The organism is Paraburkholderia sp., assembly GCF_028283785.1.
GTDB lineage: Bacteria > Pseudomonadota > Gammaproteobacteria > Burkholderiales > Burkholderiaceae > Paraburkholderia.
This window is the reverse complement of sequence record NZ_JAPWKB010000008.1, coordinates 1-13,075: the sequence shown is the minus strand read 5'-3', so window position 1 is coordinate 13,075 and position 13,075 is coordinate 1. Positions and strand designations below refer to the sequence as shown.

5 protein-coding genes, 2 tRNA genes and 2 rRNA genes are annotated in these 13,075 nt (G+C 59.1%); 7 read left to right on the top strand and 2 right to left on the bottom strand.

Translation table 11 applies throughout. From position 1 onward, the window contains the following. Positions 1 to 67: 67 nt before the first annotated feature. Complete coding sequence (locus PW947_RS09670) at positions 68 to 1,576, bottom strand: MFS transporter (RefSeq protein ID WP_299631597.1); 1,509 nt, start codon at positions 1,574 to 1,576, stop codon at positions 68 to 70. A 391-nt stretch (positions 1,577 to 1,967) separates the two neighbouring features. Here PW947_RS09670 and PW947_RS09665 point away from each other — a divergent pair, with 391 nt between their 5' ends. From PW947_RS09665 to PW947_RS09655, 3 genes are all read left to right on the top strand, one after another. Further along, a complete protein-coding gene (locus tag PW947_RS09665) occupies positions 1,968 to 2,690 on the top strand; it encodes a gluconate 2-dehydrogenase subunit 3 family protein (protein ID WP_299631218.1) in 723 nt (240 codons plus the stop codon). 63 nt (positions 2,691 to 2,753) lie between these two features. Continuing rightward, positions 2,754 to 4,520 (top strand): GMC family oxidoreductase, encoded by a 1,767-nt coding sequence (locus tag PW947_RS09660; protein WP_299631216.1) that lies wholly within the window; start codon positions 2,754 to 2,756, stop codon positions 4,518 to 4,520. Positions 4,521 to 4,525: 5 nt separating this feature from the next. Then, complete coding sequence (locus PW947_RS09655) at positions 4,526 to 5,875, top strand: cytochrome c (protein ID WP_299631214.1); 1,350 nt, start codon at positions 4,526 to 4,528, stop codon at positions 5,873 to 5,875. A gap of 122 nt (positions 5,876 to 5,997) precedes the next feature. Here PW947_RS09655 and PW947_RS09650 read toward each other — a convergent pair whose 3' ends face one another. Beyond that, positions 5,998 to 7,176: a GNAT family N-acetyltransferase gene (locus PW947_RS09650; protein ID WP_299631212.1), complete on the bottom strand. Its 1,179-nt coding sequence runs from the start codon at positions 7,174 to 7,176 to the stop codon at positions 5,998 to 6,000. Positions 7,177 to 7,741: 565 nt separating this feature from the next. On the opposite strand from PW947_RS09650, the gene PW947_RS09645 reads away from it, so the two are divergent. From PW947_RS09645 to PW947_RS09630, 4 genes are all read left to right on the top strand, one after another. Continuing rightward, positions 7,742 to 9,272 (top strand): 16S ribosomal RNA (locus PW947_RS09645). A 66-nt stretch (positions 9,273 to 9,338) separates the two neighbouring features. Beyond that, a tRNA-Ile gene (locus tag PW947_RS09640) sits at positions 9,339 to 9,415 on the top strand. A 55-nt stretch (positions 9,416 to 9,470) separates the two neighbouring features. After that, positions 9,471 to 9,546 (top strand) — tRNA-Ala (locus PW947_RS09635). A gap of 340 nt (positions 9,547 to 9,886) precedes the next feature. After that, positions 9,887 to 12,769 (top strand): 23S ribosomal RNA (locus tag PW947_RS09630). The 16S and 23S rRNA genes sit together here with 2 tRNA genes alongside, the layout of an rRNA operon. Positions 12,770 to 13,075: the final 306 nt, after the last annotated feature.

The following is a 13,075-nucleotide window of genomic DNA, read 5'->3' as shown; positions in this document are numbered from 1 at the left end:
AAAAGGCCGCGAGCATCAAATGCTCGCGGCCTTTTTCATCGGCGGTCGATCAGGCGATCGCCGGGTGTCAGCTGCGGCGAAACACGACGTGTGAAATCCTCTGGACCAGCAGCGCAGCCGCAAGCGCCGCCACCGCCGTCAGCCATACGCCGATATGGATGGACTGCACCAGCGCCTCGCGTGCGGTGTCGATGAACACCACCGGGTTCAGGCCGGACGCGTGCATATCCGCGATCAGTTGGGTGCGCGACGCGTCGTCGATCAGAATCCGCACGTCGACGAAACGCGGCAGCCATTGCGTGGCCACGGATTCGCCGAGCACGCTGATCGTGCGCGTGACCACGTTGCTGTAATGGTGCGACACGATCGTCGCGACGATGCTCGTGCCGAGCATCCCGCCGACCATTCGCGTGGACTGCAGCAACGCCGTGGTGATGCCGAAGCGCTCGCGCCCGGCGATCTCCTGGCCGAACACGTTCAGGTTGTTCAGGATAAAGCCGAGGCCGATCCCGACCGCGCCCATCGGCAGTTCGATCCACAGATGCGGCGTGGCCGGTCCGCTGAAAGCCAGCCCGATCGACGCGAACAGCAGCAGCGCAAAGCCGATCGACAGGATTTGCGTCGGCTTGCGCATGTGAATCACGATCCGCGTGTTCAGCAAGCTGCCGAGTGCGATACACGCGGCGATCGGCGTGGCCAGCAGGCCGGCCTGTTGCGGCGACAGTCCGAAGCCGCCTTGCAGCAGCAAGGGCGCGAAGAAGATCAGCGAAAACATCACGAAACCCGACAGCACCGACAGCGTGAACAGCGTCACCAGTTCGGGATCCTTGAACAGATCGAGCGGGATGATCGGATGCGTGGCGCGCTTTTCGCAGATCAGCAACGCCGCCGCCGAGATCACCACGCACGCGCCGAGAATCAGGTTGCCGGTGGTCAGGCCGTCTTTCGGCACCGCCTCGATAAACGACTGCAAGCTGCCGAGCACCACCGCGACCAGTCCCGCGCCGAGCCAGTCGATCCGCACTTCGCCATCGTGCGGACGACGGAGCGCGGGCAAATGTGCCCAGATGAAATACAACGCGGCCGCGCCGACCGGCAGGTTGATCAGGAAGGTCGAGCGCCAGCCCCAGTGCTCGCTCATCCAGCCGCCCAACGACGGACCCGCTGCCGTGCCGATCCCGTAAGCCGCCGCCATCACGACCTGCCAGCGTACCCGCGCGCGCGGATCGGGGAACAGATCGGGAATCGATGCGAAGGCCGTGCCGACCATCATCCCGCCGCCGACACCTTGCAGACCGCGCGCGATCGCGAGAAACAGCATGCTGTTCGCGACGCCGCACAACACCGACGCCGCCGTGAACACGATCACCGCCGCAATCACGAAACGCTTGCGGCCGAAGTAATCGCCGAGACGCCCAAACACCGGCACCGTCACCACCGACGCGAGGAGATACGCGCTCGCGATCCACGCGTAGAACTCGAAGCCGTGCAGTTCGGCGACGATCGATGGAAGGGCGGTACTGACGACGGTCTGGTCGAGTGCGACCAGCATGTTGACGAGGCCGATGCCGAGCATCGCGAACAACGCGTTCCGGAACGGTAAGGCAGTGGGAGTTGGATTCACGGGCTTGAGAGGCGGTTGAGGCAGGGAGGCTTGAAAGTTGACGCTACGCCGACGCGCAACGACGCGCACAGATGCGCACAGATGCGTCGGCAGGACTTTGATTTACGTCTTGTAGTTGTCCGACTTCGTATCATGTATTATCCGGGTTATCCCTTGGTTTTGGGGAAAAAGTGGCATGAAAGCCGCATTTTTACCCGAAAGTTGGGAAAGCAAACCGTAAGCAAGTTTCAAGATATACGACGACTGCTGACATGTCGAGCTACATCGCCGGTCGCCGGTCGCGGAAAACCCCCACGCTTCCCGGTTGGGAAATACCCCGTACGCCACGAGTAATTATCTTCCGATGTCCTCGAAAATCAGCGAAACCCGCCGCAATTTCATGCGCACGTCGGCCGTCGTCATACCGGTCGTCACCTTGGGCGCCAGCCTGTTGCACTCGGCGCTTGCCGCGCCCGCACCGGTTGCGCTCGGCGATTACAAGCCGGTGTTCTTCACCGCCGACGAGTGGACCTTCATCCAGGCCGCGTGCGACCGGCTGATTCCGGCCAGCGCGGACGGTCCCGGTGCGCTCGAAACCAACGTTCCGGTGTTTCTCGACAAGGAACTCAACGGCGACTACGGACACGCATCCGACTGGTATCTGGAAGGACCGTTCGACGTCCACGCGTCGCCGGACCTCGGTTACCAGTTGCCGTACACGCCCCGGGAAGTCTACCGGCGCGGCATCGCCGCTGCATCGAAGTTCGCGATGCAGCAGCACGGCAAGCCGTTCGACGCGCTCGACGACGCTACGCGCGACCAGGTGCTCACGCAACTCGAAAAAAATGAAGCCGATTTCTCCGCCTTCAACGAGTCGCAACTGACCGCGTCCGGGTTCTTCGGCACCTTGCTGACCGACACCAAGCAGGGCTATCTGTCGGATCCGAAGTACGGCGGCAACAAGGGCATGGGCGCGTGGAAGATGATCGGCTTCCCCGGCGCGCGCGCCAGCTACGCCGAATGGATCGACCAGCACAACGTGCCGTATCCGCTCGGCCCGGTCGCGCTCGACGGCAGCCGCGGCTGACGCTGCGTCGCCCCGCGCCGGATCCACGCGCGCATTCCCCGCATACGTTTTCAAGAAGACAACATGGCAATCAATAGAGACCCGGTCGACGTCGTCGTCGTCGGGCTGGGATGGGCCGGCTCGATCATGAGCATCGAACTGGCAAAAGAAGGACTCAGCGTCGTCGCGCTGGAGCGCGGTCACGACCGCACCAACGCGGATTTCGCGTATCCGAAGCCCGCCGACGAACTGGCGAATTCGGTGCGTCATCAGTTGATGCAAAAGCCGAAGCAGGCCGCCGTCACCGTCCGACGCAACCTGAACGAAGTCGCGCTGCCGAACCGCAAGCTCGGCGCGTTCCTGCCCGGCGACGGTGTCGGCGGTGCGGGTCTGCACTGGACCGGCGTGCTGATGCGCCCGCGTCCGACCGATCTGCACATGAAGACCTTCGCCGACGAAGCGTTCGGCAAGGGCGTGTTGCAACAGGACATGCAGTTGCAGGATTTCGGCGTGACGTGGGAAGAACTCGAACCGCATTACGACTTCTTCGAGAAGGTGTGCGGCGCGTCGGGTCAGGCCGGCAACGTGAACGGCAAGATCATCGAAGGCGGCGATCCGTTCGAAGGTCAGCGCTCGAATGCATTTCCGTTGCCGCCGCTTCAAGACAGCCTGAGCAGTTCGATGTTCAGGAAGGCCGCGTCCAATCTCGGCTATCACGTGTTCCCGAATCCGTCGGCGAACGTGTCGGAGGCGTGGACCAATCCGTATGGGATGCAGCTCGGGCCGTGCAACTTCTGCGGCTTTTGCAGCAACTACGCGTGCCTGAACTATTCGAAGGCGTCGCCGCAGACGACGATTCTCGATGCGCTGAAGCAGCGTCCGAATTTCGAATACCGGACGGAATCGAACGTGATTCGCGTCGATCTGAACGACGACAAAAAGACCGCGAAGGGCGTCACGTACATCGACGCCGCCGGCAACGAAGTGTTCCAGCCCGCGAAGCTGGTGATCCTGTCGTCGTTCTCGCTGAACAACGTGCGACTGATGCTGCTGTCGGGCATCGGCAAGCCCTACGATCCGGTGACGGGCGAAGGCGTGGTCGGACGCAACTACGCGTATCAGCTGGGCGCGGCGCTGCATCTGTACTACAAGGATCTCGAATTCAATCCGTTTGCGACTGCCGGCGCGAACGGCCGCCAGTTCAGCGACTTCTCGCCGGGCACGTTCGACAGCGCGCCGATGGGTTTCATCGGCGGGGCCAAGGTGCACGGTTCGCAACCGACCGGCACGCCGATCGCGCATCCGCTGCCGGGCGGCACGCCGAAGTGGGGCGCGGGCTGGAAGTCGGCGCTCAAGCAGAACTACGGGCATCACATGTCGGTGTCGCTGACGGCGTCGAACATGTCGTACCGCACCAACTATCTCGACCTCGATCCGACCTATCGCGATCCGTACGGCTTGCCGCTGTTGCGGATGACGTTCGACTGGCAGGAAAACGAACTCAAGCTCGTGCAGTTCCTGTCCGAAAAGATGCGAGCGATCGTCGGCGAACTGAAGCCGGACAGCGTCACCGATTCGATTCCGAAGCTAGGCGCACGCTTCAAGACCGGTTCGTATATCTCGACGCACAACGTCGGCGGCGCACCGATGGGCACCGATCCACGCACCTCGGCGGTCAACCGCTATCTGCAAAGCTGGGACGTGCACAACGTGTTCGTGCCGAGCGGCAGCGCGTTCCCGCAGAACACGCAAGCCAATCCGACCAGCACGATTGCCGCGCTGACCTACTGGGCCGCCAAGGCGATCAAGGAACAGTATCTGAAGGCCCCCGGCCCGTTGATGCAGGTATGACGCAGATGAAAACAACCCGATTCGTCCTCGCGTGCGTGGGGATTCTGGCGTCGTTGCTGACGTCGCAGGCCGACGCTGCCACCAGCACAACCGGTGCCGCCGATCAGGCGCAGCTCGTCAAGGAAGGCGCGTATCTGGCGCGGCTCGGCGATTGCGTCGCGTGTCACACGGCGAAAGGCGGCAAGCCGTTCGCGGGCGGTCTGCCGATCGACAGCGGACTCGGCACGATCTATTCGACCAACATCACGCCGGATCGCGCGCATGGGATCGGCGCGTACACCGAGGCGCAATTCGGCGACGCGCTGCGTCACGGCAAGCGCGCCGACGGCAGCAACCTGTATCCGGCGATGCCGTACACGTCGTACAGCAAGGTGTCGGACGCGGACGTGCACGCGCTGTATGCGTTCTTCATGCAGGGCGTGGCGCCCGTCGCCACGACGCCGCCGCAAACGGATCTGTCGTTCCCGTTCAACCAGCGCTGGGGTTTGAGCCTGTGGAACTGGGCGTTCGCCGATCGCACGCCGTTCTCCGCACCGGACGGCGCGAGCGCGCAGGTCGCGCGCGGCGCGTATATCGTCGAAGGCTTGGGGCATTGCAGTTCGTGCCACACGGCGCGCGGCTTCGCGATGCAGGAAAAGAGCCGTCCTGGCGACAACGGCTTTCTGTCGGGCGCGTATCTGAACCGATGGCTCGCGCCGTCGTTGCGGGCGGCCGGCAAGCCGGGCGATCGGGGCGTCGCGGGTTGGACTCACGCGGAACTGGTCGATTACCTCGGCAGCGGCCGCAACACGCACGCGGCTGTCACGGGCGAGATGAAGGACGTGATCGCGCATAGCACGTCGTGGTTCAACGACGACGATCTGTCGGCGGTGGCCGCGTATCTGAAGACGCTGCCCGCGAGCGCGCAAGCGTCGGTTGCGGACGCATCGGGTGCGCGTCAGCAGACGCAGGCGAAGCTGACGGCCGCAAAGAACCTGACGCTCGGCGAGCGGCTGTTCCTCGATAACTGCGCGGCCTGCCACGCGGTCACGGGTCAGGGCGCGGCGCGGGTGTTCCCGTCGCTGGCGGGTAATTCGACCGTCAACGCAAGCGATCCGACCGGTTTGCTGCACGTGATGCTGGCAGGCGCGTCGATGCCCTCGACGGTCCGTTCGCCGTCCGCGTTGCCGATGCCGGGCTTCGCCGTGCGCCTCAGCGACGACGAGGCCGCGCAACTCGCGACCTTCGTGCGCAGCGGTTGGGGCAATCGTGGCGCGGCAGTGACGGCGTCGGATGTCGAGAAGATTCGGGCGAGCTTGCCGAAGCCTGGCACGTTGACGGCCGGGGACGCGCATCATCCGGCGGGAGTGCAGTAAGCGGCAGCGTCATCGCCGTCAGGCGAGCTGGATTAAAAAAGGCCCGTGCGCAGACGCACGGGCCTTTTTCGTTGCGATTGCGGTTGCGGAGGCATTTGCAACTGCGCGCGGTGGCGGTCGGGTTATGCGTCGTCCAGTACGTTGACGTTGAGTGCGGGTGCGGGTGCGGGCGCCGGTGCGGCGTGATCGTCCGTCGCGCGATTGCGGATGGCCTTCACGCGCTGACGGATGCGTTGCAACGCGTGGCTGGCGCGCACGGCGAGCGTGCCCCATTGCGTGACGATTACCTGCATCGTATAGGCGGACGCGACGTTATCGCGGCTCCAGTACGATTTGAAATCTTCGTCGCCGACGCCGAAATCCACGTCGAAGCGGTTTTCAAGCGCCCACTTCACGCAATGCTCCATCGACACCTTGCCGGGTCCGAAGCGGCCGAACTGCGCGTCGAATCCGGCGATGATCGCCGACGCGCACGGATTGCCGCCGCTGATGATGGTGGTGGCGACCGGCCGGCCGTCCAGCGACACAGCGACGATGCGCGCCATCGCCGCGCCCGCGTCCGGCGATAGCAGCCTGACGAGGAAGTTGCGGTAGTAAGGCGAGTGCAGCCACTCGCCGCGTTTGTCGGTGCGGTCGCTCCAGCCGCGCTTGCATTCGAGCATCCAGTCGACCAGCGACGCAATCTCCGTCGTGTCCGACGGTTCGAGCATCCGCACGGCGAGATCGCCTTCTTTCGCGAGACGACGCTCGCGCTGCCCGGGCTTCTTGCGATGACGCCGACCGATGTCCGCGCAGAAGCTTTCCCAACTCGCTTCGCCGCGCAACTGCGCAACCCACGACGGATGCTGTTCGGCGAACAGCACGTTCGGTTCGCGCGATACCGCGCGGTAGAGCGCGGTGTGCTCCTTCATGTACGGCATGTGGACGAAGTCGGCGCCGCAGTGTCGTCGCGCGACGCGCCACGCGCCTTCCACTTGCGCTGCCGTGTACGGACCGTCTTCGACGAGCACGCTGGTGTAGTCGCCGGCATCGGGGCCGAGCGGCACCACATAGGTCCAGAATTGCCGCTTGAACGACACCAGCGGCCACGCGAGCACGAGCTTGCCCGCTTCACGTTTGACGATGCACAGCAGCTTGCGGCCGCGCGGCCTGGCGACTTCCTGCCACGCCAGCCAGCAGACGTCGAACGACTGGTAATACGGACCGTGGGCGCTGCGCCATAACGCATCCCACTCATCTCTCAAGGCGAGAAAAGCAGCTTCGTCACGGATGATGTCGTATTGCAGCGGGTTCGTTTTCATGTCGTCGGGTTCCATCGCCAATCGCACGGTGCTGTGAGCCGCCTCGGCCGCTATCGACTCCGCGAAGTCGACGCTCATGATGCTGGGACAGAATTCCGGGCGAATGTTCGAAAGCGCACAAACAATGCATCGTGCAGTTTGTGGATGCTTAGGTCTCGGCTGACTGGGTGTGCTTGAACGTGACTCGATCCAGAGACTCGTTCCTAAGTCCGGCGATGGCCGCTTTAGATTATTTTGGGCCCGTTTAAAAAAACTTCACAAAGGTGCTTGACGAGGTCCGGGATACATCTCATAATTCGCCTCCCTTCTGCTGAGGGGCGAACAAAAGGAAGTAGCAACGCAGTACTTTTGTGTCGAATTGATCTTTAAAAATTAACAGTCGATAAGTGTGGGCGCTTGATGGCGACGCTGGCCGGGTTCTTCGGAATCTGGCGTAAAAGCGAAAGTATCAAGTCTCACACAGTAATGAAAGGAAGGTTTGGTCGTCGCAAGATGGCTGGATCATTCGTCAGTACGTTGAGTGAGCGACCGGTTCTTAACGGAACCGAAAAACAGTAACAGGTTTGAACTGAAGAGTTTGATCCTGGCTCAGATTGAACGCTGGCGGCATGCCTTACACATGCAAGTCGAACGGCAGCACGGGAGTAATCCTGGTGGCGAGTGGCGAACGGGTGAGTAATACATCGGAACGTGTCCTGGAGTGGGGGATAGCCCGGCGAAAGCCGGATTAATACCGCATACGCTCTACGGAGGAAAGGGGGGGATCTTAGGACCTCTCGCTCAAGGGGCGGCCGATGGCAGATTAGCTAGTTGGTGGGGTAAAGGCCTACCAAGGCGACGATCTGTAGCTGGTCTGAGAGGACGACCAGCCACACTGGGACTGAGACACGGCCCAGACTCCTACGGGAGGCAGCAGTGGGGAATTTTGGACAATGGGCGCAAGCCTGATCCAGCAATGCCGCGTGTGTGAAGAAGGCCTTCGGGTTGTAAAGCACTTTTGTCCGGAAAGAAAACCATTCGGTTAATACCTGGGTGGGATGACGGTACCGGAAGAATAAGCACCGGCTAACTACGTGCCAGCAGCCGCGGTAATACGTAGGGTGCAAGCGTTAATCGGAATTACTGGGCGTAAAGCGTGCGCAGGCGGTCCGCTAAGACAGATGTGAAATCCCCGGGCTTAACCTGGGAACTGCATTTGTGACTGGCGGGCTAGAGTATGGCAGAGGGGGGTAGAATTCCACGTGTAGCAGTGAAATGCGTAGAGATGTGGAGGAATACCGATGGCGAAGGCAGCCCCCTGGGCCAATACTGACGCTCATGCACGAAAGCGTGGGGAGCAAACAGGATTAGATACCCTGGTAGTCCACGCCCTAAACGATGTCAACTAGTTGTTGGGGATTCATTTCCTTAGTAACGTAGCTAACGCGTGAAGTTGACCGCCTGGGGAGTACGGTCGCAAGATTAAAACTCAAAGGAATTGACGGGGACCCGCACAAGCGGTGGATGATGTGGATTAATTCGATGCAACGCGAAAAACCTTACCTACCCTTGACATGTACGGAACCTGGCTGAGAGGTCGGGGTGCCCGAAAGGGAGCCGTAACACAGGTGCTGCATGGCTGTCGTCAGCTCGTGTCGTGAGATGTTGGGTTAAGTCCCGCAACGAGCGCAACCCTTGTCCCTAGTTGCTACGCAAGAGCACTCTAGGGAGACTGCCGGTGACAAACCGGAGGAAGGTGGGGATGACGTCAAGTCCTCATGGCCCTTATGGGTAGGGCTTCACACGTCATACAATGGTCGGAACAGAGGGTCGCCAACCCGCGAGGGGGAGCCAATCCCAGAAAACCGATCGTAGTCCGGATCGCACTCTGCAACTCGAGTGCGTGAAGCTGGAATCGCTAGTAATCGCGGATCAGCATGCCGCGGTGAATACGTTCCCGGGTCTTGTACACACCGCCCGTCACACCATGGGAGTGGGTTTCACCAGAAGTAGGTAGCCTAACCGCAAGGAGGGCGCTTACCACGGTGGGATTCATGACTGGGGTGAAGTCGTAACAAGGTAGCCGTATCGGAAGGTGCGGCTGGATCACCTCCTTTCCAGAGCTTCAGCATCAAAGTTGAGCGCTCACGCTTATCGGCTGTGAATTTGAAAGACAGACTCAGGGGTCTGTAGCTCAGTCGGTTAGAGCACCGTCTTGATAAGGCGGGGGTCGATGGTTCGAATCCATCCAGACCCACCAATGTCTTGTCTGGTGTGGCTGATCGGCGAAGTTCCCCTGTGTGATGTATGTGACTGGGGGATTAGCTCAGCTGGGAGAGCACCTGCTTTGCAAGCAGGGGGTCGTCGGTTCGATCCCGTCATCCTCCACCAATCTTCAATGCTGGTTTATCTGGCGCAGGCATTTAAACGTGCTGGCGGTTCAGTGAAACAAGCATTGGCGATTGAGCCAGTCAGTAAAGATAGGCGGTTATAGCAACCGCATTATCGGCTGTCGTTCTTTAACAATCAGGAAGAAGTAGTAAAGAGATTCACGAAAGGACATCTAGAGATGGGTGGCCGAGTAGGTGAATCAGGGTTGTGATTGTATCAATGTATGAAAAGGTGATCGAAAGATTGCCTTGGAATACGGCGCAACACGAATACTCAACCTGTAACGATGTGGCTCGCGCGGTCTTCCCAGTGAAGACGGCCAGAGACGCACCCGTTATAGGGTCAAGCGAACAAGTGCATGTGGTGGATGCCTTGGCGATCACAGGCGATGAAGGACGCGGTAGCCTGCGAAAAGCTACGGGGAGCTGGCAAACGAGCTTTGATCCGTAGATGTCCGAATGGGGAAACCCACTCCGAATGGAGTATCCATGACTGAATACATAGGTCATGCGAAGCGAACGCGGTGAACTGAAACATCTAAGTAACCGCAGGAAAAGAAATCAACCGAGATTCCCAGAGTAGTGGCGAGCGAAATGGGACCAGCCTGTACTCTTTATCTTCATTGTTAGTTGAACGCTCTGGAAAGTGCGGCCATAGCAGGTGATAGCCCTGTAGACGAAAACAGCGAGGAAGAACTAGGTGTACGACAAGTAGGGCGGGACACGTGAAATCCTGTCTGAAGATGGGGGGACCATCCTCCAAGGCTAAATACTCGTGATCGACCGATAGTGAACCAGTACCGTGAGGGAAAGGCGAAAAGAACCCCGGGAGGGGAGTGAAATAGATCCTGAAACCGCATGCATACAAACAGTAGGAGCCTCCTTGTGGGGTGACTGCGTACCTTTTGTATAATGGGTCAGCGACTTACATTCAGTGGCAAGCTTAACCGATTAGGGCAGGCGTAGCGAAAGCGAGTCCGAACAGGGCGATTCAGTCGCTGGGTGTAGACCCGAAACCAGGTGATCTATCCATGGCCAGGATGAAGGTGCGGTAACACGTACTGGAGGTCCGAACCCACTAACGTTGAAAAGTTAGGGGATGAGCTGTGGATAGGGGTGAAAGGCTAAACAAACCTGGAAATAGCTGGTTCTCTCCGAAAACTATTTAGGTAGTGCCTCGTGTATCACCTTCGGGGGTAGAGCACTGTCATGGTTGAAGGGTCCATTGCGGATTACTTCGCCATAGCAAACTCCGAATACCGAAGAGTGCAATCACGGGAGACAGACATCGGGTGCTAACGTCCGGTGTCAAGAGGGAAACAACCCAGACCGCCAGCTAAGGTCCCCAAATATTGCTAAGTGGGAAACGAAGTGGGAAGGCTAAAACAGTCAGGAGGTTGGCTTAGAAGCAGCCATCCTTTAAAGAAAGCGTAATAGCTCACTGATCGAGTCGTCCTGCGCGGAAGATGTAACGGGGCTAAGCAATATACCGAAGCTGCGGATGCACATTTATGTGCATGGTAGGAGAGCGTTCCGTAAGCCTGCGAAGGTGCATTGAAAAGTGCGCTGGAGGTATCGGAAGTGCGAATGCTGACATGAGTAGCGATAAAGGGGGTGAAAGGCCCCCTCGCCGTAAGCCCAAGGTTTCCTACGCAACGTTCATCGGCGTAGGGTGAGTCGGCCCCTAAGGCGAGGCAGAAATGCGTAGCTGATGGGAAGCAGGTTAATATTCCTGCACCATTGTTAAATGCGATGGGGGGACGGATCGCGGAAGGTTGTCCGGGTGTTGGAAGTCCCGGTCCTTGCATTGGAGAAGGCGCTTAGGCAAATCCGGGCGCGGAATTCAAGGGTGTGAGGCCATTCACCTAGGTGAAGAAGCAACTGGAAGTGGTTCCAAGAAAAGCCTCTAAGCTTCAGTTTAACAAGACCGTACCGCAAACCGACACAGGTGGGCGAGATGAGTATTCTAAGGCGCTTGAGAGAACTCGGGAGAAGGAACTCGGCAAATTGGTACCGTAACTTCGGGATAAGGTACGCCCCTGTAGCTTGACTGGCCTGCGCCAGGAGGGTGAAGGGGTTGCAATAAACTGGTGGCTGCGACTGTTTAATAAAAACACAGCACTCTGCAAACACGAAAGTGGACGTATAGGGTGTGACGCCTGCCCGGTGCCGGAAGATTAAATGATGGGGTGCAAGCTCTTGATTGAAGTCCCGGTAAACGGCGGCCGTAACTATAACGGTCCTAAGGTAGCGAAATTCCTTGTCGGGTAAGTTCCGACCTGCACGAATGGCGTAACGATGGCCACACTGTCTCCTCCCGAGACTCAGCGAAGTTGAAGTGTTTGTGATGATGCAATCTCCCCGCGGCTAGACGGAAAGACCCCATGAACCTTTACTGTAGCTTTGCATTGGACTTTGAACCGATCTGTGTAGGATAGGTGGGAGGCTATGAAACCGGAACGCTAGTTTCGGTGGAGCCGTCCTTGAAATACCACCCTGGTTTGTTTGAGGTTCTAACCTTGGTCCGTGATCCGGATCGGGGACAGTGCATGGTAGGCAGTTTGACTGGGGCGGTCTCCTCCCAAAGTGTAACGGAGGAGTACGAAGGTACGCTAGGTACGGTCGGAAATCGTGCTGATAGTGCAATGGCATAAGCGTGCTTAACTGCGAGACCGACAAGTCGAGCAGGTGCGAAAGCAGGTCATAGTGATCCGGTGGTTCTGTATGGAAGGGCCATCGCTCAACGGATAAAAGGTACTCTGGGGATAACAGGCTGATACCGCCCACGAGTTCATATCGACGGCGGTGTTTGGCACCTCGATGTCGGCTCATCTCATCCTGGGGCTGTAGCCGGTTCCCAAGGGTATGGCTGTTCGCCATTTAAAGAGGTACGTGAGCTGGGTTTAAAACGTCGTGAGACAGTTTGGTCCCTATCTGCCGTGGGCGTTGGATATTTGAAGGGGGCTGCTCCTAGTACGAGAGGACCGGAGTGGACGAAGCCTCTGGTGTACCGGTTGTCACGCCAGTGGCATCGCCGGGTAGCTATGTTCGGAAGAGATAACCGCTGAAAGCATCTAAGCGGGAAACTCGCCTTGAGATGAGATATCCCTGGAGCTTCGAGCTCCTTGAAGGGTCGTTCTAGACCAGGACGTTGATAGGTCAGGTGTGGAAGTGCAGTAATGCATTAAGCTAACTGATACTAATTGCCCGTAAGGCTTGATCCTATAACAAGTGTGTTTCGATCCGACTCAGCGCTCTAGCGCTGGCTCGGGTCCGATCCCCAAAGGGGATGCGTGTGAACCCTAGTCGGGACTCACCGAACACTCAGGTTGAGATCAGTGTTGTGCCTAGTAACAAACACAATCCAGTAACACCGAGAGACATCCTCTCAGCTACTTCTTCCAGATTGCCAGGCTGCCCAACAGGCGACACGACAACAAGTCAGGCCTGATGACCATCGCGAGTCGTTACCCCCCCTTCCCATCCCCACCAGCCCGTCAAACGACTCCACGCCGATGATAGTGCGGATT

Bases quoted from the DNA above. Each gene is read 5' to 3' on its own strand.
- PW947_RS09670 (WP_299631597.1), bottom strand. From the start codon at position 1,576: ATGCTCGGCATCGGCCTCGTCAACATGCTGGTCGCACTCGACCAGACC.
- PW947_RS09655 (WP_299631214.1), top strand. From the start codon at position 4,526: ATGAAAACAACCCGATTCGTCCTCGCGTGCGTGGGGATTCTGGCGTCG.
- PW947_RS09660 (WP_299631216.1), top strand. From the start codon at position 2,754: ATGGCAATCAATAGAGACCCGGTCGACGTCGTCGTCGTCGGGCTGGGA.
- PW947_RS09650 (WP_299631212.1), bottom strand. From the start codon at position 7,176: ATGAAAACGAACCCGCTGCAATACGACATCATCCGTGACGAAGCTGCT.
- PW947_RS09665 (WP_299631218.1), top strand. From the start codon at position 1,968: ATGTCCTCGAAAATCAGCGAAACCCGCCGCAATTTCATGCGCACGTCG.